The organism is Deinococcus phoenicis (assembly GCF_000599865.1).
GTDB classification, from domain to species: domain Bacteria; phylum Deinococcota; class Deinococci; order Deinococcales; family Deinococcaceae; genus Deinococcus; species Deinococcus phoenicis.
On the sequence record NZ_JHAC01000025.1, the window covers coordinates 101,877 to 127,099 of the forward strand.

Consider the following 25,223-nt stretch of genomic DNA (forward strand, 5'->3'; position numbering starts at 1 on the left):
ATGGAAACGGTTCTCGCGAAGGGCGGTGCCGGTGTAAAAACCGGGAGGAAAGCAGGAACGGGCCTGGAGGAGTTCCTGAACAGCGTGGCCGGGCGTGACCCGCACCAGCCGCACTTCCTGCAAGCGGTGCGCGAGGTGGCCGAGAGCCTGTGGCCCTTTCTGGAGGAGCATCCCGAGTACCGCCAAGCGGGGCTGCTTTCGCGGATGGTGGAACCCGAGCGGGCGATCCTCTTCCGGGTGCCGTGGGTGGACGATCAGGGCGAGGTGCAGGTCAACCGGGGCTTCCGGGTGCAGATGAGCAGCGCGCTGGGGCCGTACAAGGGCGGCCTCCGCTTTCACCCCAGCGTGACGCTGGACGTGATGAAGTTCCTGGCCTTCGAGCAGGTCTTCAAGAACAGCCTCACGACCCTGCCGATGGGCGGGGGCAAGGGCGGCAGCGACTTCGACCCCAAGGGCCGCAGCGACGGCGAGGTGATGCGCTTCTGTCAGTCCTTCATGACCGAGCTGTACCGCCACATCGGGGAGGATTTCGACGTGCCCGCCGGGGACATCGGCGTGGGGGCGCGCGAGATCGGCTACCTGTACGGCCAGTACAAGCGCATCACGCGGCAGGGCGGCTACGTGCTGACCGGCAAGGCGCCGGAGTATGGCGGCAGCCTGATCCGCCCGGAAGCCACCGGGTACGGCACGGTCTATTTCGCGCAGGAGATGCTGAACAGCCGGGGCGATGACTTCGCCGGGAAACGGGTCACGGTGAGCGGCTCGGGGAACGTGGCGCAGTACGCGGCCCTCAAGAGCATGAGCCTGGGCGCGAAGGTCGTCTCGTGGAGCGACTCGCAGGGCACCGTGTACGACCCCGAGGGACTGACCGAGGAGAAATGGCACGCCCTGATGGACCTGAAAAATGTCCGCCGGGGAAGCCTGGAGGAGTATGCGCAGCAGTTCCGGCTGGAGTACCGGCCCGGCCAGACGCCCTGGGCTATTCCCTGTGACATCGCCCTGCCCTGCGCCACCCAGAACGAGCTGAACGGCGAGGACGCCCGCACCCTGATTCAGAACGGCTGCATCCTGGTGGCCGAGGGCGCGAACATGCCCTCCACGGCGGAAGCGGTCCACATCTTCACCGAGCAGGAGATTCTCTACGCGCCGGGCAAGGCGTCCAACGCCGGGGGCGTAGCGGTGAGCGGCCTGGAAATGAGCCAGAACGCGATGCGGCTCTCGTGGACGGCGCAGGAAGTCGATCAGCGCCTGCACGGCATCATGCGCAGCATCCACAACGTCTGCGTGCAGTACGGCACCCGCCCCGACGGAACGGTGGATTACGTGAGGGGCGCGAACATCGGCGGCTTCATCAAGGTGGCGGACGCGATGCTGGCGCAGGGCATCGTCTGACCGGACCACCCAGTAGGACCACCCCGTACCCGGCCAGCGCTTGATTTCCCGCCCCCTCTGCCCCGACCATAGCCGGCATGCCCACCCGTTACGCAGGTTCACCGCAGGAACGCGCCGCGCTCGACGCCTATATCAAGCTGTGGCGTGCGGCGCACGCGGTCGAGGTGACCGCGAACCGTCACCTGACGGACCACGGGCTGACGATCAGCCAGTTCGGCGTGTTGGAGGCGCTGTATCACCTGGGGCCGCTCAGCCAGCGCCAGCTGGCCGACAAGATTCTGCGGTCCAGCGGCAACCTGACCATGGTGATCGACAATCTGGAGCGGGACGGCCTGGTGCGCCGCGAGCGCAATCCCCAGGACCGGCGCATGATGAACGTGTTCCTGACGGCGGCGGGCGAGGCACTGGTCACGCGCGTGCTGCCCGACCATGTGCGCGGTATTCAGGACGTGTTCGCGGTTCTGGCCCCGGAGGAACTGGACCAGTTGACGGCTCTGACCCGCAAGCTGGGGCGCGGGCTGGTCGGAGCTGAGGACGAAATCCCGCTCCGGCAAAAGCGGCGCGATCTCTAGAGTCCGGGAGGGCTGGCCGCACGTCCGGGCGACGTGCCAGGGACCTTGCCGGTCGGCCCCGAGTCCGTGAACCCCGACCTCCTCCAGACCGCGTTCTGCCCCGGCTCGCGCTCGCCAGGATCCGGGCCTCAAGGTGCGACCATCACAGCAATTCGCTTAACATTAAACTATATTGTGAGCATGACGCTTTCTTCCCCCCACTTCCCCGGCACCACGCCGGTCCAGGGTCTGCATCACGTCACGGTGATGGCGTCGGACCCGCAGCGCAACATCGACTTTTACTCGCAGACGCTGGGGCAGCGGCTGGTCAAGGTGACCGTCAACTTCGACGATCCCGGCACCTACCACTTCTACTACGGCGACCTGACCGGGCAACCGGGCACGGTCATGACCCACTTTCCCTGGCCGGACGCGGCGAAGGGCGTGCGCGGCAACGGCGAGGTGGTGGCGACCGCCTACAGCGCCCCCCGCACCAGCGAAGGCTACTGGAAGGCCCGCCTGGAGGGGCAGGGCGTCACGTTCGCGGAGGGTGAGCGTTTTGGGGACCGGGTGCTGACCTTCGAGGACCCCGACGGGACCTGGGTGGAACTGGTGTTCGAGGACGGCCAGCCCGTGCAGCCCTGGCCCGGCAGCCCGGTGCCCGCCGAACACGCCCTGCGCGGCTTTCATTCGGTCACGGCCTGGGTGCGGGACACGGGTCCGGTGCGCGACCTGCTGGTGGGGCAGCTCGGCTTCACGGAGGCGGGCCGCGAGCCGGACGCCGAGGGCATGCGCACCCGCTTCCGGGGCAGCGGGGACGGCGTGGGCCTGTTCGTGGACGTGGTCGAGCGGCCCGGCCAGCCGCGCGGCAGCTTCGGGGCGGGCAGCATCCACCATGTCGCCCTGCGGACCCGCGACGACGCCGAACAGGCGGCTTATCTGACGGGGTTGGGCGAAGCGGGCTACCGCCCCACGCCCGTGCAGGACCGCCAGTATTTCCATTCCATCTATTTCCGGGAGCCGAATGGCGTCCTGTTCGAGATCGCCACCGACGCGCCCGGCTTCGTGGGGGACGAACCGGTGGGGGAACTCGGCAAACACCTCCAACTGCCCGAGTGGTTCGAGCCGAGGCGCGCGACCATCGAGGCGCATGTGCCGAAGATCGTGAACCGCGAGTACGGCGTGACCCTCGGCACGCGGGAGCTGAAGCCGAACGGGGCCATTCAGGCCACGCCTGAACCTCAGGGCGTGCAGGTGTACGCGGCGGGCCGCCCGCTGGGCGAAGCGCGGGTGGCGATGGTGCTGCTGCACGGGCGGGGCGGCACGGCACCGGACATCCTCTCGCTCGCGGACGACCTGAACCTGAGTGCCTTCGCGTACCTCGCCCCGCAGGCGGAGGGAAACAGCTGGTATCCGCTGTCCTTTCTGGCCCCCGTGGAGCGCAACCAGCCGGAGCTGGACCGCGCCCTCGCCACGGTGGACGCCGTCCTGACCGAACTGGAGGCGCAGGGTATCCCCCCGCAGAACGTGGTGCTGGGCGGCTTCTCGCAGGGGGCCTGCCTGGCGCTGGAATACGCCAGCCGGGCGGGACAACCGCTGGGCGGCGTCGTCGCCCTCAGCGGCGGTCTGATCACGCTGGACCGCACGGACCCTCTGGGTGGCACGCCCGTGTTCATGGGCGTCGCACCCGACGACGCGCATATTCCCCTTGCGCGCTTTCAGGAGAGCGCGGCCCAGCTCCGTGCACGCGGCGCGCGGGTAGACGACCGGGTGTATCCCGGCCTGGGCCACAGCATCAACCGAGATGAACTGGACGCGGTGCGGGAGATCATGCAGGGGGTGGCAGGGCGGCTCTGAGGCCACGGGAGGTGGGGCGCGGGAAGGCAGCCACCGCGCCCCGCCTCCCGGCCCTACCGCAACATTGCCGCCACCGCCACGACCTCCGCGTTCGGCCCCTCGAACCCCGGCGTGTAGGCCCGGACGATAAAAATGGCGCGGTTGCCCTGCACGTACACGCGGTCGAGCGCGTAGCGGGCCGCGCAGAGCCGCTCCGGGGGCAGCGCGCGGTCGGCATGGACCGTCTGGCCGTTCACGCTCAGGGTAAACCCGGCGGGGCGCTCGCCGGGGGGCAGCGCCTTCGGGTAGGGGCAGCGGGAAGGCAGAGGCTGCACCGCCAGGCGAACGGGGACGGGGCGGCTCCAGAGGCGGACGGGCGTGGTCGCGCTGGCCCCGGCCCGCACCCCCTCGGCCCAGACCGGGGCCAGGGCAGGAAAGGTGCGGACATAGACGGGCGGCGGGGTCTTGCCCGGCACCAGGCCCAGGGGAATCAGGCGGGGCCGCTCACGGGCCAGCAGGGCCGTCACGACTGTCGGCACGGGCCGCGTCTCGGAACGGGCCTGCGCGCTCAGGAGGTTCTGGCCGTTCCCCGTGCCCAGAACCGTGAGCGCCGCGACGCTGAAGCCGCTGCCGTCCTGCACGCCCCCCGTCACGACCAGCGCCCGGGTGCCGTAGGGCGAGAACGCCACCCGCAGCACGTCCAGGCGGTCACCCGCGCGGGCGGTCGGGGCCAGGGCCAGCAGGGCCAGCGCGGCGGTCAGCAGAGGGCGCATGGCCTACCGTACCGGGTGGGCGGCCGGGAGGAAAGGGGGCACCCCTCCGGTCGGCCGCCCACCCACGCCGGATCAGAAGCGGACGCTGGCGAGCACCTTGCTGAACAGGGCACTGCTGGCCGCGTACCGCTCGGGCGTGTCGGTCACCTGGAAGGAATAGAGGTTTTTCGCGCCGTTGCCGAACCAGATGCGGAGGCGCAATTTGCCCTTGGGATGGGTCAGGCTGTACTCGCGCTCGACGCCGCTCACGCCGCCGTAGCGGGCCGCCTTGCTGCTGAGCTGCTGGAGGGTGCCGCCGGTCTGCTTCACGCCCGCCTCGAAGCCCTGGAACTCCTGGTTCACGTCGGCGGCCTTGCCGTTCTTGGGCATGAACAGCAGGCGGATCAGGGTGGCGGGCGGGGCCTTGGCCGACACGACGCTCACGCCGCTGCTGCCGTCCGCGAAGTTCGCCCCGAGCCAACCCTTGGGCAGGCTGACCGTGAAGGGCAACTTGGGGTCCTTGAAAGGCACGAGGGTCTGGGCACCCGCCGTGCCGGCAAGGGCACTGCTCAGCAGGGCGGCGGCGAGCGTGGCGGGCAGGGAAACCTTCATGGGCCGCACGGTAGCGCGCCCGCATGAGTTGCCGCTGCGCCGGACGTGAACAGGGCGGCAGGAGGCGTCAGGCGCAGGTCAGGGAAAAGCCTTCAGCGGGCGACGACCGCGCAGTACACCTGTGGCACGCCCGCCGCGTGCAGCGCGTCCCGGCAGGCGAGGAGCGTGCTGCCGGTGGTCATCACGTCGTCCAGCAGCAGGACCGGGCCGGGCGGAAGGCGGCAGGTATCGGCCTGGAACGCCCCGGCCAGGTTCGTCCCCCGTTCGGCGGCGTGCAAGCGGGCCTGCTGGGCCGTGGCGCGGGTGCGGCGCAGCGCGGGGACACACGGCACCCCCAGGGAGGCGGCGACCGCCCGCCCCAGCAGCTCCGACTGGTTGAAGCCCCGCTCCCGCTCGCGGCCCGGGTGCAGCGGTACGGGGACGACGGCGCGGACGTTCCACGCCGCCGGAACGCCGTCTGCCAGCGCCCCGCCGAGCGCGCCGGCCAGGTCCCGCGCCCCGCCGAACTTCAGGGCGCGGACGGCGCGGCGGGTCACGCCCCGGTACTCGCCCAGCGTGACGAGGTGACCTGCTGCACGGGGTGACAGGGGCGAATGGGCCTCGACCCGGGGCCGCAGGCCAGCGCGGCAGCGGGCGCACAGGCCCGCCTCCCGCCCGAGCTGGCCGTCGCAGCCGGGGCAACGGCGCGGCAGAAGCGCGCGCAGGAGGTCCAGGGCGGGCATCCTAGACCTGACCGGCCAGCGCGAGTTCGTCCACGAACAGGGGCGGTGTGGTGGCCTCCACGCGCTGCCAGACGTCCGTGAGCGCGTCCGGATCGAGCAGCGGCGAGGCCAGCGACAGGCAGGTGAGGTGATGGGCGCACACCAGCCGCACACCGAGGTCGCCCAGCCGCGCCTGTTCGGCGGAAGTCAGCAGGACGGCAAAGGCGGCCGGGTCGCCCAGGGCCGGGTGCCCGCCCTGCCGCCGCGCGGCCCGCAGGAAGGCGGCGACCTCGGCGGGGTTCAGCCAGAAGCCGAACATCAGTTCGCCGGACAGGGCTTCGAGCCGCTGCACCTGCCGGGGGTCCAGCCCGGTCTGCACCAGCCGCCGCGCGAGGTCCTGGCGTTCCAGCCGCCGCGCCGCGTATTCCGCGAGGGTCAGCAGCGCCCCCGCCGGCAGGACGCGGCCCCCCACCGCCGTCCGCAGCCGGTAGGCCAGGACGTACCCCTGGAACTCCAGCAGCATCTCCCTGAGGCCTCCCCCCGTCATCCCGCCATTGTAGAGCGGTGGCAACGGAGCGGGGCAGCGGGACAAAGGCCACATGTTCAGCCCTTACCCTGGGCAGGTAGCGACAGTTCAGCTGGACCGGGACCCAACAGGGGGCACTGGGCAGCACGGCTCCAGACCAGGCGGGTCAGGAGCCAGACCAGGAGAGTGAAGAGGAATGCAGCTGCTCAGGCAGGCCCATCAATTCGAGTACCGCGACCACCAGGGCGTCGATCAGCTCGGCACGGTGGACGTGTGGGCCAGCGGAAGCGGCGCGCAGGCCGTGCTGGTGCTGCGCGGCATTCCGCACGGGGACGCGGAGGCCCAGGCCCGCAAGGCGCTGCTGACCCTGACCTACACCTGCTTGCCGTACCTGCTGCGCCCCGACGTGCGGCTGCATGTCCTGGTGCTGCGCCCCCAGCTCGACGAGGCGGCCAAGGCGCGGGCGCTGGTGCTGCCCCTCAGCGCCTGACACCGCCCACCGGAACTTAGAGCATTTGTCCGAATTACGCCGGAGGAGAAAAAGCGCCTCCTCCGGCTCCATTCTCCCAAACGCTCTCCCTCTTTCACTCGCTTCGCTCGGTCAAAAAGAAGTCTCTTTTTGACAAATGCTCTATTCCAGCACGTACTTCACGCCCTCCTCGAAGGCCACGCGCCCGACGTCCGCGCGGGGCAGGACCACATTACGCCGCCAGGGCATCCAGTCGGTCTGGCCGGTGGAGGACCGCAGGAAGCCGTGCAGACCGACCTCGACCATCCGCGCCTCGCCCTGGAGCCAGGCGCGGAGAGCGGCGCGCACCGCTTCCGGGTCGCGCAGGGGGCCGGTCAGGCGGGCGGAGGGCACGGGCGCGTCCGGCTGGCCGTGCGGGGCATACAGGTCCACCGTGAAGCCCTCGGCGGCGCGCAGCACGGCCAGGGCCGACTCGCGGGCCAGCGGACGGGCAAAGGTGACGTGCAGGTCGAGATCGAAGCCGCGCACACCCTTGTCGGTGCGGGCGGAGGTGGGAGAGGTCTTCATGCGAGGAGGGTACAGCGCGCGGGCGGGCGTTTCAGCGCCCCAGCCCCTCGCCCCACGCCACCCCCTGCGCCCACTCCGGATGGTCGATCAGCGGATTGCGGTTGCCCTGCCGCTCAAAAATAGCGGCGTTGCGGTGGCGCTCCCAGTCGGCGGGCGGCTCGTCGGCGTGCCAGGCGAGCAGCGTCGCCAGATGGCGCCCGGCGTACTGCCGGACCACGCCGGGATACCGCAGCAGGAAATAGAGGGTGGCGCGGGCGGCGGCCCCCTTGCCGTGGGCGGGTTCGAACTCGCCGGGGTCGCGCCGGCCGCAGTCGGTCCGCAGGGCCTCGCCGTAGTCGGGGAAATCGAAGTAGGGCGTATTCCCCCGGAAGGAGTTGCACCCGGGTTCGCAGGCGAAGAGGTGGTGCAGGTCGCCGCGCATCGGCTCGCGCTTGCCGAACCACGACTGCGGAACGACGTGTTCGCAGTTGTACGGCAGCGCGTCTTCCAGCGCGTCCACACGGAGATTCTCGCGGGCGGCCAGGGCGGCGCGCCGTTCCTGGGCGGCGCGGTCGGCGGCGATCAGTTCTTCCGGGCGATGTTCGCGGGCCGAGTAGAGGCTCCGCAACTTTCCATCCGGCCAGAGGTCCACCCAGGGATACAGCTCGTCTGCCGGGTCGTAACTGGGCGTGCGGGTGTGCGTGCGCGTCACGAGTTCCGAGAGGGCCAGGAAACGGGCCTGGGGAGTGCCGCCTTCGGGGAGGCCCGCGTAATAGGCCGCGGCCTGCCCGGCGTCCTGCGGGTCCAGGTAGGGCCGGGCCGGGGACGGAACGGGGCCAGGCCGCTGCGCCTCTCCCCCGTTCACGCTCATCCGCAGGGTGAGGGGGATAGCCACCACGCCGTCCGCCCCCACGGTGACAGCCCCCAGGTCCAGCACGCGGGAGGCGGCACCCCTCTCCTGCCCCCCGGGCGTCCCCACCACGGGCGGACGGTTCGCGGCCAGCACCTCCGCGACCAGGGCATTCCCCGTGGCATCGGGCCGGGCGCGCAGGTCCTCCACGATGCGGCTGACGCGCACGCCCTCGTTGGCGATCCAGTCGATCAGCGTGTCGGGGTCGCCGGGTTGGAGGGGCTGGCCGTCACGGCGCAGGGTGCGGCCCTGGGCGTCCGTGCGGGGCACGCCGCTGTGGTGCAGCGCCACGACCTCCCAGGCATCGTTGAACACGGGGCTGCCGCTGGAGCCGGGGGCCGTGTCGGTCTCGTAGTGCAGGAAGTCGGGCAGCAGGTCCACCAGCCGGTTCTCGCGCAGCGCCACCTGCTTCGGCTCGCCGCTGGGGTGCTGGATGATACTCAGCGCCTCGCCCACCAGCACCTTGCCGGTGGTGCCGAAGAGGGGCAGCCAGCCGAAAGCGGACGTCTCCCCCCGCACTGCCACCAGCGAGTAGTCCAGCGGCACCGAGGTCAGAAAGAGGGCGTCCGGGTCGAGGGTCAGCGTGACCCGGTCGCGCAGCGTGCCGTCCGGCTTCAGTTCGTAGTTGAACTCGATGACGGATGGACGGGCGGCCCCCGCGTCCTCCAGCACATGATGGTTGGTCAGGACGGCGTGGGGGCTGCACAGCCAGCCGGTCCCGAAGCCCAGCGTGCGGCCCCGCGCGTCCTTCAGCACGATGCGCCCCACCGCCCGCGCCGCCGAGCGGGCCAGGTCCAGGTAAGCCACGCCCACCAGGTCGTTCGCCCCGATCACGCGTTCCAGCGGCAGCCGGGCGTCGTCGGGGAGACGGGCCGCGACAGTCAGGGCATCCTCGTGGCCTTCCGCCACGGCCCGCGCCTCGGGGAGAGGCACCCCCAGCCGGGTCAGGCGGGCCTCCACGCGCCCCTGCGAGTCGGCGGCGAGCGGCCCCCCCGCGTCCAACTTCGCCTGACACTGCCCCCGTTCGGCGTCGCGGCGGATGAAGCGGGCCTGGGTTTGTGCCAGCACCTCGGGCGGAATGTCCATAGGACAGGGTAACGGGTGAGGGGTGAGGAGGGTGACCGGGGGAACCTTCAGGCCTGTTGCCACCCGGCCCAGACACCGAGCTGCCAGGTCACGCCGCAGCGGGCGCGGTAGGGCAGACCCGCCGGGGTCGTCCAGCGGCTCAGGGCCTCGGGGGGACCGTAGACGTCCGGGTCACGGGCCAGCGCCGCCTGCCCCGCGCGGTCACAAGCCGCCACGGCCCCCGCAGAAAACCACCGCCCCGTGACGGCACTCAGGAACTCGGCGGCCAGACGGTGCCCGCCCGGTGTGATGGCGGCCCGACCGTTCAGAGTGGGTGGGTTCGGAAAGAACAAAAAGGCGTTGCTGATCCAGCCACCCGGCCGCACCGCCACCTCCAGCCGCTCGCCCCCGCGCAGCCGGTAGATGTGATGCGTCCCGTCATGCCAGCCCTCATAGGCTTCGGTGTTCTGCCGCACGCTCTCCAACCTGCAACGGTTCACGCGGCAGAACGCCGTCTGCGCCACGTCCACCCGGTTGCCCAGCCAGGCGGTGGGGCCGTTTGCGCCGCCTGCGAAGGCCGCGCCCTTCAGTGACAGACCGAGAACCAGAGCCAACAGCCAACGCGCCCGCATGTGCCGCAAGCTACAGGAAAAAGGGCCGGGCGACCTGACCCGACCCTCTGGGTGGCAAAAGAGCAGCCCCCTATGCCTCCGCCGTTTCCCGCACCGGCACGCCCAGCACGTCCCGCCCGCCCAGGTAGGGGCGCAGCGCCTGCGGCACCCGGATGGTCCCGTCGGCCTGCTGGTGGTTTTCGAGCAGCGGCACCAGGATGCGTGGGGCGGCAATGCCGGTGTTGTTCAGCGTGTGGGCGTAGACCAGCTTACCCGCCTCGTCGCGGTAGCGCAGGCCGGTGCGGCGGGCCTGCCAGTCGCCCAGGTAGGAGCAGGAGTGCGTCTCGCGGTAGAGGTTCTCGCTGGGCACCCAGGTCTCGATGTCGTACATCAGCACCTTGCCCGCGCCCATGTCGCCGGTGCAGTTCTGGACGACGCGGTAGGGCAGTTCCAGCGCCCGCAGGAGTGCCTCGGCATTCTCCAGAATGACGCCGAACCAGCGCAGGGCCTCGGCCTCGTCGGCGTGGGTCATCACGTACTGCTCGACCTTGCGGAACTCATGGACGCGAATCAGCCCGCGCACGTCCCGCCCCGCCGACCCCGCCTCGCTGCGGAAAGCGGCGCTGATGGCCGCGAAGGCCAGCGGCAATTGCTCGCCCTGGAGCTGCTCGCCCGCGTACAGGCTGTTCACCGGCACCTCGGCGGTCCCGGCCAGCATCAGTTCGTCGCCCTCGATCTTGTAGACCTGATCCTCGCCGCCGGGGAAGTGGCCCGAGCCGACAAAGGTTTCGGGCCGCACCAGCGCGGTGGTGCTGAGCGGCGTAAGGCCGCGCCCGCGCAGAAAGTCCATGGCGAACATCAGCACGGCCATTTCCAGCAGCACCGCGTCACCCTTGAGCAGATACGAGCGGCTGCCGCTCACCCGCGCCACACGCTCGGGGTCGGCCCAGCCCTGGCGTTCGAGGAGTTCGACGTGGTCGAGCGGCGGGAAGGAAAACTGCGGGAGTTGCCCCTCACGGCGCAGTTCGACATTCTCGGTGTCGTCCTTGCCGACCGGCACGCTGGGGTGCGGGATGTTGGGCACGCGCAGCAGCAGTTGCCGGAGCTGGTCCTCGTGGGCGCGGAGCTGCGGTTCGAGGCCCCGCAGTTCCTCGGCCAGGTCCTTGCCCTTCTGGATCAGGTGGGGGCGGTCCTCGGGCGTGGCCTTCGGGACCAGCTTCGCGTTCGCGTTGCGCTCGGTCTGCATCGCCTCCACGCGCTGCTTGAGGGCCACCAGCTCGCGGTCGAGCCGCAGCAGCTCGCCCAGGTCCAGCTTCACGCCCTTGACCTCGGTGGCGTGTTGGACCGCCCCCGGATTCTCGCGGATGAACTTGAGGTCGAGCATCAGAGCCTCCAGAGACGGTCAGCCGTCTGCAAGAAAGGCGAAGGGCCGCCCCTGAGGCCGGCCATCAGTCGGCCTCCACGGTGCGGGGCACGCGCACGAAGCCGTCCTGCACTTCGGGGGCGAGGGCGGCCACGACGTCCGGGCCGAACGTGGCCCCGGGCACATCGTCGCGCAGCACGTTCACGAGGTCCACCGGGCGCTGCATTTCCTCGACGCCGCTGGTGTCCACCGCGCTGAGTTGCTCGAAATACCCCAGGATGCTGTTGAGGTCCGTCTGCATGGTCTCCCGCTCCTCCCTGGTCAATTCCAGACGGGCGAGGCGTGCGAGATGCTCGATCTGGGCCGCGTCAATCATGCCGGCATTCATCATGAAAGGGAGTATACGGGGGACCTGAAGGGTGGCTCATGCAGCGTCAGGGACGGCGGGAGACGCTGGGGCATGATTTCCAGACTGCTGCTGACGCTGGCCCTGACCTGCGGCACCCTCGCCTGTGCCATCGACGTGCGGGACATCCCCGCGCTTCCGCCGGGCGGGTCGGCCCCCGCGTTGCCTGCGCCGACGTTGCCCGCGCCGACATTCCCCGTGCCCGCGCCCACAGCGCCCGTCACGCCTCCCACCTCCACCCCCCGCCCCACGCCCTCCAGCCTGCCGGTCGGCCCCGCGCTGGGGCAGGCGCACCGGGCTGTCCTGGCCGGGCCGTCCACGCTGACGCGCGGCACCCAGGGCGTCTGGACGCTGCAACTCACCAACACCGGGCAGACGGCCATTCACCTGGAACACGGGGCCTGCGACCTCAAGTTCGAGGTGCTGAACGCCGCCGGGAATATCGTGCGCCCCGCCCTGACCAACACCATCTGCACCATGCAACTGGTCATCACCGACGTGGCCCCCGGCCAGACGGGCGACGTGCTGAGCCTGCGCTGGGACGGCAAGGACGCGAGCGGCCAGCCTCTGCCTGCGGGCAGTTACACGCTGCGCGCCGTGTTCTGGGACCGCCACGTCACCATTCGCCCGCCCGAGGTGCCGGTCACGTTGCGCTGACCCCGATCCCTTCTGTGATCCCTTCTGCGCCCTCCTCTGCCCGGCGGCCCCTCCCCGGCAGCGGGGGGCAGTTCGGCTCCCTCCGCCTTTTGCCGGATGCAACCTCTCACGTCCCCGGTGCGTACTGTGGGGCATGAGTGCTGACAGGCCCGGTCCCCTCACGCCGCCCGAATCGCTGCTGAATGCGCCGGAAGCGGTCCCCGCCGTCCCCGCGCAGGACGCCCCGGACATGGTGCCGCTCTCCGGCGAGGACCGCGCGCGGCTGGACACGCTGGCGCGCGCCTTCGTCGAGGACGTGCTGCACGCCGGAACGCACAGCCCCGAGTTCAAACGCAAGCTGGACGCCGTGCATGACCTCGGGGCACCCGAGCAGCGCGCGGCGGCGCAGGTGTCGAGCCGGATGCTGGAGCGCCCCCTCAGAACGACCAAAGCCGGGGCGCTGGCCGAGGGCAGCGACATCCTGAGGGGCCTGACCGACCTGCGCCGCACGGTAGAGGACCTCGACCCCAGCCGCACGCCGACCGTGCGCGGCTTTTTCGGCAAGCTGCCGGGGGGCCGCAAGGCGCAGAACGCACTGGACCGCTACCAGAGCGCCCAGAGCCACCTGAACGCGATTCTGGAAACGCTCTACCGCTCTCAGGACGAGTTGCGGCGCGACAACGCCAGCATCGAGACCGAAAAGGTCCACCTCTGGGAAACGATGCAGAAGCTGCGGCAGTACGCCCACGTCGGCAAGGCGGTGGACGACGCCCTGACGCAGCGCCTCGCCCTGCTGGAACAGAACGACCCCGAAAAGGCCCGCATCGTCCGCGAGGAGCTGCTGTTCGCCGTGCGCCAGCGCGTGACCGATCTGCTGACGCAACTGGCGGTGGGGATTCAGGGCTACCTCGCGCTGGACCTGGTGCGGCGCAACAACCTCGAACTGATCAAGGGGGTGGACCGGGCCACGACGACCACGGTCAGCGCGCTGCGGACCGCGATTATGGTCGCGCAGGCGCTGGGCACGCAGCAGGCGGTGCTGGGGCAGGTCACCGCGCTCAACGACACGACCGGGCGCATGATCGGCTCGACGGCCAGCCTGCTGCGGCAGCAGTCCACCGAGATCCAGAAGCAGGCGGGCAGCGCGACGGTGGACCCGCAGGTCATCCAGGCCGCCTTCCGCGAGGTGTACGGGGCGCTCGACGCCATCAGCACCTACCGCGCGCAGGCCCTCGACCGCTTCAAGGACACCATTCAGGTCCTCGACCGCGAGGTCAGCCACGCGCAGACGTACCTGGACCGCGAGCGGCAAACGGCCTCGCGCGATGTGGCGCAGGGCCTCAGCGTGACGGAGAAGGGGGATTTGAAACTCTGAGTCGGCGGGCGGCCCTGCTGCGCGACCTCGCGGACCGGCTGGACGCCCAGCCTGCCCGCCCGGTCCTGCGGGTGGCGGTGGACGGGGTGGACGGCGCGGGAAAAACGACCTTTGCGGACGAACTGGCGGAGGTGCTGCGGGCGCGGGGGCGAACGGTCATCCACGCCTCGGTGGACGGCTTTCACGCGCCCCGAGCCGTGCGCTACCGGCGGGGCCGCACCTCGCCGGAAGGCTTCTACCGCGATTCCTACGATTGTCCGGGCCTGCGGGCGGCGCTGCTCGGTCCCCTCGGGCCGGGCGGCTCCGGGCGCTACCGGCCAGCAATCTTCGACCATGTCACCGACGCGCCGGTAGAACTGCCGGAACGGGTGGCCGAAGAAGGCAGCATCCTGCTCCTCGACGGGCTGTTTCTGCACCGCCCCGAATTGCGGGACCTGTGGGACGATTCGGTCTTCCTGCATGTGGACTTCGAGATTTCCGTGCCACGCGGGGCGGCGCGGGGACCGGGGTACGGCTCCCCCGACCCGCATGCGGAGTCCAACCACCGTTACGTGGAGGGAAACCGCCTGTACTTCCGCGAGGCCGATCCGCAGCGGCACGCGGGCGTGGTCGTGGACAACAACGATTTACAGGCACCGTTCGTGGTCCGGGCGTCGGCCCGGGCCTGAACGATGTGGCGCATGAGCGCCCCGCCAACACGCCATGAAGCGAACCCGGCTGGCAGCATCCGGCCGGGGCGACCACAATCGGGAACGAGGTTCCCCATGCCCCAGGACCGCTTTCTCGACCGCCGGGACGCGGGAGGGCACTCGCTTCCCGACTGCTCGACCTCCATCCCTGGCCGGACACGACCGTGCTGGCCCTGCCGCGCGGTGGGGTGCCGGTGGCCTACGAGGTGGCGCACACGCTGAAGGCTCCGCTGGACGTGTTCCTCGTGCGCAAGCTCGGCGTGCCCGGATACGAGGAGGTGGCGATGGGGGCCATTGCTTCCGGCGGCGTGCGTGTCCTGAACGAGGACGTGGTGCGCCGCGCGGGGGTGACGCCCCAGGCCATCGCCGCCGCAGAGAAACGCGAACAGGCCGAACTCGCCCGCCGTGAACGCGCCTACCGTGAGGGGCGCACGCCCGCACCCATCCAGGGCCGCACCGTGCTGCTGGTGGACGACGGGGTGGCGACCGGGGCCACCCTGCGCGCGGGTCTGAAAGCGCTCCGTGCCCTCTCCCTCGCCCGCGTGGTGGTCGCCGTGCCGGTGGCCCCGCCCGAGGTCTGCCGTACCCTGAAAGCCGAGGCTGACGAGGTGGTCTGCCTCCTCACTCCGCCGGACTTCATGGCGGTGGGCCAGTTCTACCGGGACTTTCACCAAACCAGCGACGAGGAGGTGCGTGAATTGCTGACGCGCGCCGCCTCTCCACAACCCAGCACAGTCCAGCCCGAGGAGTGAAGCCATGACCCAGCGCGTCCATCCCGAAGCTGCCCTCATTCAGGCCCTGCGTGCCGTCGCCCGCCCACTGACCGGAGCCGCAGACGACTACGACGATCTGTTAGACCGCATCGGAGACGCGCGGTTCGTGCTGATCGGGGAAGCCTCACACGGCACCCACGAGTTCTACCGCGAACGGGCGCGGCTGACCCGGCGGCTGATCGAGGAAAAGGGATTCACGGCGGTCGCGGTGGAGGCCGACTGGCCCGACGCCTACCGTGTGAACCGCTACGTGCGCGGCCAGGGCGAGGACGAGAATGCGTTGGAGGCCCTGCGGGACTTCCAGCGCTTCCCCAAATGGATGTGGCGCAATGAGGACGTGCAGGGCTTCGTGGACTGGCTGCGCGACCACAACGAGCGCTATCCGGACGGGGTGGCCGGCTTCTACGGCCTGGACCTCTACAGCCTGCACCGGTCGATGAACGCGGTGGTCGAATATCTGGAAGGGGTGGACCCCGAAGCGGCGCAGCGGGCCAGGCAGCGCTACGCCTGCTTCGAGCAGTTCGGGGAGAATCCGCAGGCCTACGGCTACGCCACCGAGTATGGGCGCCGGGAACCCTGCGAGGACGCCGCCGTGCAGCAACTCCTGGAACTCCAGCGGCGGGAGGCGGAACTGGCCGGGGGGCCACTGGGCGGGGACGAACACTTCTATGCCGAGCAAAACGCGCGGCTGGCCCTGAACGCCGAGAACTACTACCGCGCGATGTTCCGGGGCCGCGACGAGTCGTGGAACATCCGCGATGCTCACATGGCCGAGACGCTGGAGGCGCTCGCCCGACACGGCGAGAGCCAGGGCCGCCCGCAGAAGATCGTGGTCTGGGCGCACAATTCGCACCTGGGCGACGCCCGCGCCAGTGAAATGGGCTGGCTGCGCGGCGAACTCAACCTGGGGCAACTGACCCGCGAACGCTGGCCCGAGGACACCTTTATCGTCGGGCTGAGTACCCACCACGGCACCGTCACCGCCGCCGACGACTGGGACACGCCCGCCCGCACCAAACGCGTTCGCCCGGGCCTGCCGGGCAGCGTCGAGGACGTGTTTCACGAGGTGAGCGGGGGTGACTTCTGGCTCGACCTGCGGGAGCAGAACGCGGCGACCGACGGCCTGCGCCCCGAGCGGCTGCAACGCTTCATCGGCGTGATCTACGCCCCGCAGACCGAACGCTGGAGCCACTACGTCCACACCCGCCTGAGCGAGATGTACGACGCTCTCCTCCATTTCGACAAGACGAGCGCGGTGGTGCCGCTGGACGGAGCGGCAGGCGCAGAGCCGGAGGGGGAGGTGCCGGATACCTTTCCGACGGGGGAATAAGAAGGCGTGTTCAGGTAGACGCGCCCCGAACGTACTGCCTGATGACTTCCACCAAAGCGAAGTTCTGCTCCCGTAACGCCGCCTCCGCCACACGGGCCTGTTCCCAGGATAGTTCTGCATCCCCCTGACTCACACGGCCTTCCGCCAGAGCGTCTTCCAGCTCATCCGCATCTATAATTTCGGCTTTTGTTACGTGCCATTCCCCATCCAGACGCACTTCGCAAAGCGCCACCACATCCAGATAGAGGTCATTGATCCAGGGCACCCCATTACCGTCAATGCCAGACTCTCGGAAAACGTCCACATACAGTTGCAGCGGAACGCCCCATTCATTCATTTGGACCTTGAGGGCATGATGCCCGGCGGTAGGAATAAAGTCTACCCAGCGGTATCCGCTAGCCAAAACTCGGACTGTCTGACCGAGAATGGTCACATCCAACGGCGTTTCAACCATGCCAGGGCGATAATCCACAATCGAACCACCCGGCACCTTTATGACCTGCTGCTCACCCACTCCGAACCACGCGGCATAATCGTTGCCCTTACGTTTCACTCCCCGAGCGTAAACGCTGTCCAACCTCCAGACAACTTAGCCCCCCCGCGCTTCCACCTCCGCCTGCTTTTCACCCCAGAGGTGCATCTTCTCTTCCAACTGCGCTTCGAGGTCGTGCGCGGCCTGCCCCAGCGTCACGAAATCGGCGTCGGGCGGGGCGCTGGCGAGGGCGGCCTGGGCGTCCATGAGTTCAGCTTCCAGCCGGGCGATGTCGGCCTCGACCGCCTCCACCTCGCGCTTGAGGTGCCACAGACCCTTGCCTCTGGGGGCGGCGGGTTTGGGAGCCGACTTGACCTCCGGCTGCGCCTCTTCCACCTGAACCGGGCGGTGCTTGGCCTTGTAGTCCTCCCAGCCGGGGTACTCGTAGAACTGGCCGTCCTCGATCAGCCAGATGCGGTCGGCCAGGCCCTCGATAAAGGCGCGGTCGTGGCTGACCATCAGCAGGGTGCCCGCAAAGGCGGTCAGGGCGTCTTCCAGGGCCTCCACCATCTCCATGTCGAGGTGGTTGGTCGGCTCGTCGAGCACCAGCAGGTTGTGGTCTTCCTGCGCGAGCTTGAGCAGCGCCAGGCGGGCACGTTCGCCGCCCGAGAGGATGCGGGCCTGCTTGTCGTGCTGGTCGTAGGGAAACATGAAGGTGCCGAGCAGGTCGTGGGCCTCCTGGTCCTTCTGGACGTACTCGCGGGCCACGTCGTAAAGGGTTTCGTCGGGGTCCACGCCGCGCAGGGCCTGATCGTAGTAGCCGACGCTGACGCGGGCACCGGTCAGGACGCGCGCGTGGGGGCCATTCGGGGGATCGTCGCTGGGGATCAGGCCCAGCAGGGCGCGCAGCAGCGTGGTTTTTCCCGCCCCGTTGCGCCCGATGATCGCCACGCGGTCGCCCCGACGCAACTGCACGCTCACGTCGCGGAAGAGGGTGCGCCCGCCCAGCGACTTGCTGATATGCCGCGCGTCCAGTACCACGTCACCGCTCCCAGGGGCGTGAAAGGTGATGCGGGTGGTGCGCTCGTCGGTTGGGGGGGCCGCCGTCGCGCGGGCCTGCATCCGGTCCACGCGGGCCTGCATGGCTTTGGCGCGGCGCGCGAGTTTGCTCATGCCCAGGCCCCAGATTTTCATGCGGTCGGCGCTGGCCTGGAGGCTGGCGATCTGCCGGGCGTCCTGCGCGTGCTGCGCGGCCTGCTGTTCGAGTTCGGCGTCCAGCGTCTCGCGGAAGGTGGTGTACCCCCCCGGATAGACCCGCAGCGTGCCGCCGCGCAGATAGGCCGTCTCGTTGGTCACCGTGTCCAGAAAGGCGCGGTCGTGGCTGATGACCAGCACCGCGCCCGGGTAGCGGCCCAGGAAGGCTTCCAGCCACTCCACCATCACGATGTCGAGGTGGTTGGTCGGCTCGTCGAGCAGCAGCACGTCGGGGTTCTCGACCAGCAGCGCGGCCAGGCCCAGCCGGGTACGCTCGCCGCCCGACAGGCCGGACACCGGGTCATTCTCGCGGCCCCGGAACCCGAAGGCCAGCGTCACCGCCTCCTTGCGGCTGCGGCGCTCGAAGCCGCCCCGGCGCACGTAATGTTCCAGGACTTCCTCGTGGTGCAGCACGCTTTCGGGGGTGCCGCTGTCCATGGCCGCAGCGGCGGCACTCAGCTCGGCCTCCAGCGCGTCGAGATCGTGGAAGGCCGCTTCCAGCACGCTGTCCACGGTGGCGTCCGGGGGAAAGGTGGGGTCCTGTTTCAGCGCGCGGACCCGGACGCCGGGCGCGCGCCGGACCGTCCCGCCGTCGGGCAGCACCTCGCCGGTCAGCAGCCGCAGCAAGGTACTCTTGCCCGCCCCGTTGCGGCCCACCAGGCCCACCCGGTCGCCAGGCTCCACGGCGAACGTGATCTCTGACAGGACGGTGAGCGGCCCGTACTCCTTGGTAGCGTCCTGAACGGCAACAAGCACGCCCCGCAGTATAGGGGCCGGATAGGGTCTGGCCGGTTTCGCTCGCGGCCCGCCCGTCACGGGTCTTTCCCGGCGGTTTGCCCCTCTCGCCCAGCTCCTTTCTGTAGACTGAGGCGATGAGAGCCACTGCTGCCCCGTGGCTGCCCGCCGCCCGAACCGCCCCGCCTCTGCGTCTGGCCCTGGCTGCGCTGCTCACGACCGGGCTGCCCATCGGCGGAGCGCCCGCACAGGCCCAGGCCGTTCCGCTGACGGTTCAGCAGGTCCTGGGCCGCGCCGAGGTGCTGCTGGAGGGGGGCGCGTGGCGGGCCGTGAGCGACCGTTCTCCGGTGCGGCTGGGGCTGCGGACGGGCGCGGGCCGGGCCTGGCTGGCGAGTACCGCCGGGGGCCGGTCGGGGACCCTCCTGGTCGGCCCCACCTCCCGCCTGCGCGTCTTCCAGGGTGAGGCGGACCTGCAAGGCGGGCAGTTCCTGCTGGGGGGACCGGTCGGGGTGCATGTGCTGGGCAACCACCTGGTGCTGGAGCGGGGCGCGCAGGCGCGCGTGGACCTGGGCGGGGCAAGCGGGCCGGGGCGGGTCGCCGTGCTGGGAGGAAACGCCCGGCTGGCACTCGGCGCGCGCGTCATTCGGCTGGCGGCGGGGCAGCAGGCCGCCCTGAAGACCGGACAGGTCACGCCCTTCACGGAGACGGACCCCTGGTACGCCGCGCAGTTCACCGGGCTGGGCAAAGCGACGGTGCAGGCCACCCGTGGTCCGGTCTATGTCGCCAGCGGGGGAACCCGGCAGATCGCGGGGGTGGGGGAAGTCTTGCAGGCCGGCGAGCGCCTGCTCACCGGGAGCGGCGCGTGGGCGGAGGTCGGCTTCACGGGCGGCGGCTACCTGCGGCTCCAGGCACAGAGCGAACTGGGCGTGCGCGGCAGCGAGCGCACCGCCCGGGGCCAGGAGGTGACGTTGCAACTCACGCGCGGGAGCGCCTGGAACGTGGTGTCCGGCACCTCCGGCGGGACGGCACAGGCCGCCGCGAGCGCCTCCATCCTGAGTACCGCCGCACGCGGCAGCGTGTTCCAGGTGGAGGCGGGCCGCCTGGTCAGAGTGTTCGGGAGCGGCGCGCAGGCGGGGGGTCCGGCGGCCCTGGGCCACCTCAATCAGCCCCTCGACGCCGAACGGACCCAGCCGCTGACCTTGCAGGTCGACCCGGCCCCGCACCCCCTGCGCGACCTGACCCTCAGCGCGACCAGCCTGCCGGGTGCCCGCGTCACGGCGCAGGTGGGAACCCGCACTTTCCCCCTGACGCCCGTCGGCGGGACGGGGCACTTCCAGCTGCTCCCCTCTGCTCCGCCGCTGTCCGAGGGCACCCATACGGTCGTGGTGCGGGCCGAATGGCGCGGCCAGGTCAGGACCCGGACGCTGCGGGTGACCCTCGACCGCACGCCTCCCACCCTCAGCGATCTGCGTGCGGAAAACGAGGGCAGCCTGCTGCTGGTCAGCGGCACCGTACGCGACGCGGGACCGGCGGGGGGACGCGGGCGGCTGAGCCTCACGGTGCAGCTGGGCGGGGAGAGCTTTACCCGCACGGTCACGCTGACGGGCGGCGAGGGCACCTTCCGGCTGCCCCTGCCCGCCCCCGCACCGGGCACGCCCACGCGCCTGAGTGTCCGGGACGAGGCGGGAAACGAGGCTCATGCGGTCCTCCCCTGAACGCTCGCTGACGCGCTACATGGTGCCGGCGGCGGCGCTGCTCGCGGCGGGGCTGGCGCTGCTGCTGCCGAACGACGACCGGCTGTGGGACAGCCTGAACCGCGCGCTTCCCAGCCCGCCCGACCCGCGCGTGGTGGTGGTCGGGATCGACGACGCCTCGCTGCGCGACTACGGCCGGCTGTCCGGCTGGCCGCGCGAACTGTACGGGCAGGCCCTGCGCACGCTCGATGAGGCGGGCGTTCAGACCATCGGCCTCGACGTGGGGCTGTCCGACCTGGCCCAGAGCGAGACGGGGCTGGCCGACCTCTTTTCCCGCCCGAACGTGGTCCTCGCCACTCCCCCCGGCCAGACCCTCGACCTGCCCCCGGGCTGGCGCTCACCGACGGGCGTCAACACGCTGAATACCGGACCGGGCGGCACGGTCCGCAGTTTCCAGACGGCCTACAAGGACCGCAGCGGCGCGCTGCGACCCAGCTTCGCGCGCCAGCTCGCCGTGAATGCCGGGCAACCTGTGCCGCTCGACACCACGCCCCGGCTGCTGCGCCACGTGCGCAGCGACCCCGCCCGCCTGTCGATCATTCCCTTCCGCGACGTGGTCAACGGCAACGTGCGCTTCGGGGACCTCCAGGGCCGGGTCGTGCTGATCGGCCTGACCGCCGAGAGCCTGCCCGGAGCCACGCGCCGCGACGCCGCTGGCGAGGTCACGCCCGCCGTGCTGCTCCAGGCCAGGGCGGTGTCCACGCTGCTGGGCGCGCCCCTGCTGCGCCTGCCGCTGTGGCTCACGCTGCTGCTGTGTGTGGCCGTGGCGGTCGGGGCCGTGTTGGTGCGGGGCCTGTGGGGCTTCGTGATCGCGCTGGCGGCGCTGGGACTGGCGGTGCCGCTCTGGCAGGTCAACGTGCTGTTTCCGGGAATGACCGTCTCGCTCGCCGCGATTCTGGGAACCGCCCTGGTCGGCCTGGAACGCTGGTGGACGCTGCGGAACCTGGGCACCCGCGATCCGCTCACCGGCTTCGGCAACCGCCTGGCCTTTACCCGGGCCGTCGAGCACCGCTGGCCGGGCCGCCAGGGCCGCCCCATCGGCCTGCTGCTGGTGGACCTCAGCGGCTTTCGCCGGGTCAACGAGACGTATGGCCGCGCCGCCGGGGACGAGGTGCTGCGCGGCCTGGCGGCCCGCCTCCAGACCCACAAACGCCGGGGCGACGTGGTCTTCCGCTGGGGTCCCGACGAGTTCGCCGTGCTGCTCGACAACACCGGTCCCGGGGACCTCGGACCGCTCACCGAGAAGGTGCAGCGGACCCTGGAGGACTTCACCTACCGTGACCTGTCCCTGCGCGCCAGTGTCGGCGGCGCGACCACCGGCCCCGAGGTCCGCACCCCCACCGAACTGATCGAGGCCGCCAGCCGCAGCCGCTACCGGATGAAGTACCAGCGCGAACAGGGGGAGTGATCCGGACTCCGACTCCGATTGAAAGGTTGACACGCAAACCTGAAATCCGAGCGGGGCGGGAAGGTCAGGAGGGGCCGCCAGCATGATTCTGACGGCCCCTCCCTGATCTTTTCCTACAACCTACTGCCCACAACCTACCTCCCCGCCAAAGCACCCCAGATGCCCGGATTCGCCACCCACCCATACCAGAGGTTCGGCAGGATACCCAGCACCGTCACGCCGACCACACCCAGCGCGACCGTGAAGGTGGTGGCGGGGCGCTCGCCATGCTGGTACTCGCGGGCGGGGGTGCGGTCGGGCATGAACATCAGCATGGCGGGACGCAGGTAGTACACCAGCGCGGCGACGCTGGCGAGGGCCGCCAGCACCGAGAGCCACACGTACCCGTTCTGGAAGGCGGCCTGGAACGCCAGATATTTGCCGAAGAACCCCGCGAAGGGCGGCAACCCTGCCAGCGAGGCCAGGCACACCGCCAGCGCGACCGCGTAACCCGGATGACGGTAGTACAGGCCGCGCAGATCCCCAATCTCCATGCCCTTCTCGCTGCGTTGCAGCGCCGCGACGATGGCGAACGAGGCGGCGGTCATCAGCGTGTAGATCAGCAGGTAATACGTCATGGCCGCGCCGCCCAGCGCAGGCGTGCCGAGCAGCGTCAGGGCGAGAAAACCGGTGTGGGCCACCGCCGAATACGCCAGCATCCGTTTGAAGTTGGTCTGGAAGAGCGAGGCGGCGTTGCCGATAATCAGCGTGGCCGCGATCAGAATCTGGAGGACCGAGGCCCAGCCGGGGGCGTTCTGAAGCGCCCCGCCGAACACGCGCAGCATCCCCGCGAAGGCCGCGACCTTCACCACCGTACTCAGAAAGAGGCTGACGCTGGTCGGCGCGCCGCTGTACACGTCCGGCGTCCACTGGTGAAAGGGCACCAGCGCGACCTTGAACGCGAAGCCCGCCAGCAGCAGCAGCGCCCCGCCGACCAGGATGCCCACGTTTTCGGGGGTCAGCCCTGCCGTCTTGGCCGCGATGCCCGCATAGTTCAGGCTGCCGGTCGCGCCGTACACGAAGGCGATCCCGTAGATCAGGATGGCGCTGCCCGCCGCGCCCAGCAGGAAGTATTTCAGGCCCGATTCCTCCGCCGGGCGCGAGTCCTGGAGGGTGGCGAGGACGTAGCCGCTGAGGCTCATGATCTCCAGGCCGATCAGCATGGTGATCAGGTCGCCCGAAAAGGCGATCAGCAGCGTACCGGTCACCGCATACATCAGCATGGCGTCGAACTCCGGGAAGCTGACGCGGGCGCGGTAGGCCGTGTCCAGACTGACCAGCAGCGTCATCGCGCTGCCGATCAGGATGGTGATTCCCAGCAGAATCGCGGCGTTGTCGGCTTGCAGCGAGCCGCCGAAGGCCGCCGCGCCGCTGTTCCAGAGATACGCCATGCTGACGCCGCTCAGCACCAGCATGACGAGGTTGATGATCGTCAGCGCCCGCCGGGGCAGGTGAAAGCCCAGTACTGTGCTGGCCAGTGCTCCGGCCAGCACGATCAGGATAGGCAGCATGGGCGCGAGGTGAACGTCAGGCACTTGCAACATCTACTGACCTCCCAGGCCAGCGAGAACCCCGCGCACGGCGGGCTGGATCAGGTTCAAGGCCGGGGCGGAATACACCCCGAAGAAGACGGCGACCGCCAGCGGCAGCCCCAGCACCAGCCACTCGGTGTGCCGCAGGTCGGCCACCCGCACCGCCCCCAGCGGACGCCCCTGCCAGAAGGTCGTCTGGAACGCGGTGAGGGCATAGGCCGCGGCGGCAATGGTGGACAGGCCCGCGATAAAGGCCAGCCAGGGCTGCACCTGATACGCCCCCAGCAGCACGCTGAACTCGCCCACAAATCCAGCCAGGCCCGGCACAGCGATGGAGGCGAACCACAGCGCCAGCGTCATCCCGCCCAGAGCGCCCGCCTGCGTCATCACGCCGCCGACGCGGGTATGCACGCTGCCGACCCGCTCCTGAAGCATCCCGACCGCCAGGAACAGGGCGCCCGTATAGACGTTCTGGAAGGCCAGCAGGTACATCGCGCCAATGGTGGCCGTCTCGTTCAGCGAAAAGACACCCAGCGCCACGAAGCCCATATGCGAGAGGCCCGCGTAGGCGATCAGCCGTTTCCAGTCGGTCTGCCGGAAGGCGATCCAGGCGGCATACAGCGCGGTAAAGGCGGCCAGGCCCATCAGGATGGGGCGGAGCTGCTCGGAGGCGTCGGGAAACAGCGGCAGCCCGAACTGGAAGAGGCCGTAGCCGCCCACCTTGTACAGCGTGCCCATCACGTCCGGCACGCCGCTGTCATGGTTCTGCTCGTGAAAGTCGGGCAGCCAGGCGTGCAGCGGCCACAGCGGCAGCTTGACCGCCATCGCCGCCAGGAAGCCCAGGTACAGCCAGGTCTGCGCCGCACCCTTCACCGGGTTCTGGATCAGGTCGGCCAGCGCAAAAGTTGGGCTGCCCCCGTACGCCTTCACGCCGATGATCGAGAGCAGCATGAGGAGGCTGCCGAACAGTGTGTACGCGGCGAACTTCACCAGCGCGCGCATCCGGTTCGGCTTGCCGTAGATCGCCAGCATCAGCAGGGCGGGCAGCAGCGCCGTCTCGAAGAAGACGTAGAACAGCAGCAGGTCACGCGCCGCGAAGATGCCCAGCAGGCCCGTTTCCATCGCCAGCACCAGCGAGAGCATCGTGCCGGGATTGCTGATCCGCCGCGCCGCGTACAGCACCGCGATGAACGACATGAAGGCCGTCACCAGCGCCAGCGTCAGGCTCACGCCGTCCAGCGCCACCGAGTAGGTGACGCCCAGCGCCGGAATCCAGTCCACGCGGAACACCTCCGCGCCGCCGCCGCGCCAGATCAGGAGGCCCAGGCCCAGCGTCAGGGCCGCCACGAAACCTGCCACCTCGTCCCGCCAGCGTTTTGGCGTGGCGAGCAGCAGCAGGCTGCCCAGCAGGGGCAGGAAAATCATCAGGTGGATCATGGGTGCCCTCCGGGCAGGTCGAACGGTCGAACGGTCAAACGGTGCAGGG

The 25,223-nt window shown here is 70.1% G+C and carries 24 protein-coding genes; 11 read left to right on the plus strand and 13 right to left on the minus strand.

Features of this window, described 5'->3' with window-relative positions:
* The 3 genes from gdhA (at window position 1) to DEIPH_RS08025 (ending at window position 3,800) form a co-directional block, all read left to right on the plus strand.
* Window positions 1-1,392 (plus strand): NADP-specific glutamate dehydrogenase, encoded by a 1,392-nt coding sequence (gdhA, locus tag DEIPH_RS08015; RefSeq protein WP_081790838.1) that lies wholly within the window; start codon window positions 1-3, stop codon window positions 1,390-1,392.
* A gap of 77 nt (window positions 1,393-1,469) precedes the next feature.
* Window positions 1,470-1,964, plus strand: coding sequence for a MarR family winged helix-turn-helix transcriptional regulator (locus DEIPH_RS08020; RefSeq protein WP_034356521.1), 495 nt, complete (start codon window positions 1,470-1,472; stop codon window positions 1,962-1,964).
* A gap of 180 nt (window positions 1,965-2,144) precedes the next feature.
* Window positions 2,145-3,800, plus strand: coding sequence for a VOC family protein (locus DEIPH_RS08025; RefSeq protein ID WP_034356524.1), 1,656 nt, complete (start codon window positions 2,145-2,147; stop codon window positions 3,798-3,800).
* A 53-nt stretch (window positions 3,801-3,853) separates the two neighbouring features.
* On the opposite strand, the gene DEIPH_RS08030 is transcribed toward DEIPH_RS08025, so the two are convergent.
* The 4 genes from DEIPH_RS08030 to DEIPH_RS08045 all read right to left on the minus strand — a co-directional run bounded on the left by DEIPH_RS08030 (window position 3,854) and on the right by DEIPH_RS08045 (window position 6,391).
* Window positions 3,854-4,552 (minus strand): DUF2259 domain-containing protein, encoded by a 699-nt coding sequence (locus DEIPH_RS08030; RefSeq protein WP_034356527.1) that lies wholly within the window; start codon window positions 4,550-4,552, stop codon window positions 3,854-3,856.
* Between the two features lie 72 nt (window positions 4,553-4,624).
* Complete coding sequence (locus tag DEIPH_RS08035) at window positions 4,625-5,143, minus strand: hypothetical protein (RefSeq protein WP_034356530.1); 519 nt, start codon at window positions 5,141-5,143, stop codon at window positions 4,625-4,627.
* A gap of 92 nt (window positions 5,144-5,235) precedes the next feature.
* The gene (locus DEIPH_RS08040; protein ID WP_034356533.1) at window positions 5,236-5,865 is read right to left on the minus strand and encodes a ComF family protein; all 630 of its coding nucleotides are present in this window, start codon (window positions 5,863-5,865) and stop codon (window positions 5,236-5,238) included.
* A 1-nt stretch (window position 5,866) separates the two neighbouring features.
* Complete coding sequence (locus DEIPH_RS08045; protein ID WP_051517240.1) at window positions 5,867-6,391, minus strand: hypothetical protein; 525 nt, start codon at window positions 6,389-6,391, stop codon at window positions 5,867-5,869.
* 175 nt (window positions 6,392-6,566) lie between these two features.
* Between DEIPH_RS08045 and DEIPH_RS08050 the strand changes: the two genes are divergently transcribed.
* Window positions 6,567-6,860, plus strand: a complete 294-nt coding sequence (locus DEIPH_RS08050) for a hypothetical protein (protein WP_034356538.1) — start codon at window positions 6,567-6,569, stop codon at window positions 6,858-6,860.
* 141 nt (window positions 6,861-7,001) lie between these two features.
* On the opposite strand, the gene DEIPH_RS08055 is transcribed toward DEIPH_RS08050, so the two are convergent.
* The 5 genes from DEIPH_RS08055 to gatC all read right to left on the minus strand — a co-directional run bounded on the left by DEIPH_RS08055 (window position 7,002) and on the right by gatC (window position 11,710).
* Complete coding sequence (locus DEIPH_RS08055) at window positions 7,002-7,406, minus strand: hypothetical protein (protein WP_034356541.1); 405 nt, start codon at window positions 7,404-7,406, stop codon at window positions 7,002-7,004.
* Window positions 7,407-7,437: 31 nt separating this feature from the next.
* A complete protein-coding gene (locus DEIPH_RS08060) occupies window positions 7,438-9,381 on the minus strand; it encodes an endonuclease (protein WP_034356544.1) in 1,944 nt (647 codons plus the stop codon).
* 47 nt (window positions 9,382-9,428) lie between these two features.
* Window positions 9,429-9,992: a hypothetical protein gene (locus DEIPH_RS08065; protein ID WP_034356546.1), complete on the minus strand. Its 564-nt coding sequence runs from the start codon at window positions 9,990-9,992 to the stop codon at window positions 9,429-9,431.
* Between the two features lie 70 nt (window positions 9,993-10,062).
* Window positions 10,063-11,355 carry a serine--tRNA ligase gene (serS, locus tag DEIPH_RS08070; protein WP_034356549.1) on the minus strand — a complete coding sequence of 431 codons (1,293 nt, stop codon included), beginning with the start codon at window positions 11,353-11,355 and terminating at the stop codon, window positions 10,063-10,065.
* A 64-nt stretch (window positions 11,356-11,419) separates the two neighbouring features.
* The gene (gatC, locus tag DEIPH_RS08075; protein WP_034356850.1) at window positions 11,420-11,710 is read right to left on the minus strand and encodes an Asp-tRNA(Asn)/Glu-tRNA(Gln) amidotransferase subunit GatC; all 291 of its coding nucleotides are present in this window, start codon (window positions 11,708-11,710) and stop codon (window positions 11,420-11,422) included.
* 84 nt (window positions 11,711-11,794) lie between these two features.
* Here gatC and DEIPH_RS20795 point away from each other — a divergent pair, with 84 nt between their 5' ends.
* The 5 genes from DEIPH_RS20795 to DEIPH_RS08100 all read left to right on the plus strand — a co-directional run bounded on the left by DEIPH_RS20795 (window position 11,795) and on the right by DEIPH_RS08100 (window position 16,543).
* Complete coding sequence (locus DEIPH_RS20795) at window positions 11,795-12,397, plus strand: FlgD immunoglobulin-like domain containing protein (RefSeq protein WP_034356552.1); 603 nt, start codon at window positions 11,795-11,797, stop codon at window positions 12,395-12,397.
* 133 nt (window positions 12,398-12,530) lie between these two features.
* A complete protein-coding gene (locus DEIPH_RS08085; RefSeq protein ID WP_034356555.1) occupies window positions 12,531-13,751 on the plus strand; it encodes a toxic anion resistance protein in 1,221 nt (406 codons plus the stop codon).
* 86 nt (window positions 13,752-13,837) lie between these two features.
* Window positions 13,838-14,419: a nucleoside/nucleotide kinase family protein gene (locus DEIPH_RS08090; RefSeq protein ID WP_235183197.1), complete on the plus strand. Its 582-nt coding sequence runs from the start codon at window positions 13,838-13,840 to the stop codon at window positions 14,417-14,419.
* 185 nt (window positions 14,420-14,604) lie between these two features.
* The gene (locus DEIPH_RS08095) at window positions 14,605-15,192 is read left to right on the plus strand and encodes a phosphoribosyltransferase (RefSeq protein WP_235183198.1); all 588 of its coding nucleotides are present in this window, start codon (window positions 14,605-14,607) and stop codon (window positions 15,190-15,192) included.
* 4 nt (window positions 15,193-15,196) lie between these two features.
* Window positions 15,197-16,543 (plus strand): erythromycin esterase family protein, encoded by a 1,347-nt coding sequence (locus DEIPH_RS08100; RefSeq protein WP_034356563.1) that lies wholly within the window; start codon window positions 15,197-15,199, stop codon window positions 16,541-16,543.
* A gap of 10 nt (window positions 16,544-16,553) precedes the next feature.
* Here DEIPH_RS08100 and DEIPH_RS08105 read toward each other — a convergent pair whose 3' ends face one another.
* Both DEIPH_RS08105 and DEIPH_RS08110 read right to left on the minus strand, forming a co-directional pair.
* On the minus strand, window positions 16,554-17,096 hold the full coding sequence (locus DEIPH_RS08105) for a DUF402 domain-containing protein (RefSeq protein WP_051517242.1): 543 nt from the start codon (window positions 17,094-17,096) through the stop codon (window positions 16,554-16,556).
* 36 nt (window positions 17,097-17,132) lie between these two features.
* Window positions 17,133-19,025, minus strand: a complete 1,893-nt coding sequence (locus DEIPH_RS08110) for an ABC-F family ATP-binding cassette domain-containing protein (protein WP_034356568.1) — start codon at window positions 19,023-19,025, stop codon at window positions 17,133-17,135.
* Window positions 19,026-19,141: 116 nt separating this feature from the next.
* Here DEIPH_RS08110 and DEIPH_RS08115 point away from each other — a divergent pair, with 116 nt between their 5' ends.
* Entirely contained in the window at window positions 19,142-20,719 is a 1,578-nt protein-coding gene (locus DEIPH_RS08115; RefSeq protein WP_051517243.1) for a FecR family protein, read from the plus strand.
* Window positions 20,703-22,166 (plus strand): CHASE2 domain-containing protein, encoded by a 1,464-nt coding sequence (locus tag DEIPH_RS08120; protein WP_034356571.1) that lies wholly within the window; start codon window positions 20,703-20,705, stop codon window positions 22,164-22,166. The genes DEIPH_RS08115 and DEIPH_RS08120 overlap by 17 nt, the downstream gene beginning before the upstream one ends.
* A gap of 134 nt (window positions 22,167-22,300) precedes the next feature.
* On the opposite strand, the gene DEIPH_RS08125 is transcribed toward DEIPH_RS08120, so the two are convergent.
* Both DEIPH_RS08125 and DEIPH_RS08130 read right to left on the minus strand, forming a co-directional pair.
* Window positions 22,301-23,749 carry an NADH-quinone oxidoreductase subunit N gene (locus DEIPH_RS08125; protein WP_034356573.1) on the minus strand — a complete coding sequence of 483 codons (1,449 nt, stop codon included), beginning with the start codon at window positions 23,747-23,749 and terminating at the stop codon, window positions 22,301-22,303.
* Window positions 23,750-25,174, minus strand: a complete 1,425-nt coding sequence (locus DEIPH_RS08130) for an NADH-quinone oxidoreductase subunit M (protein ID WP_034356576.1) — start codon at window positions 25,172-25,174, stop codon at window positions 23,750-23,752. It abuts the gene before it with no gap.
* Between the last annotated feature and the right edge of the window lie 49 nt (window positions 25,175-25,223).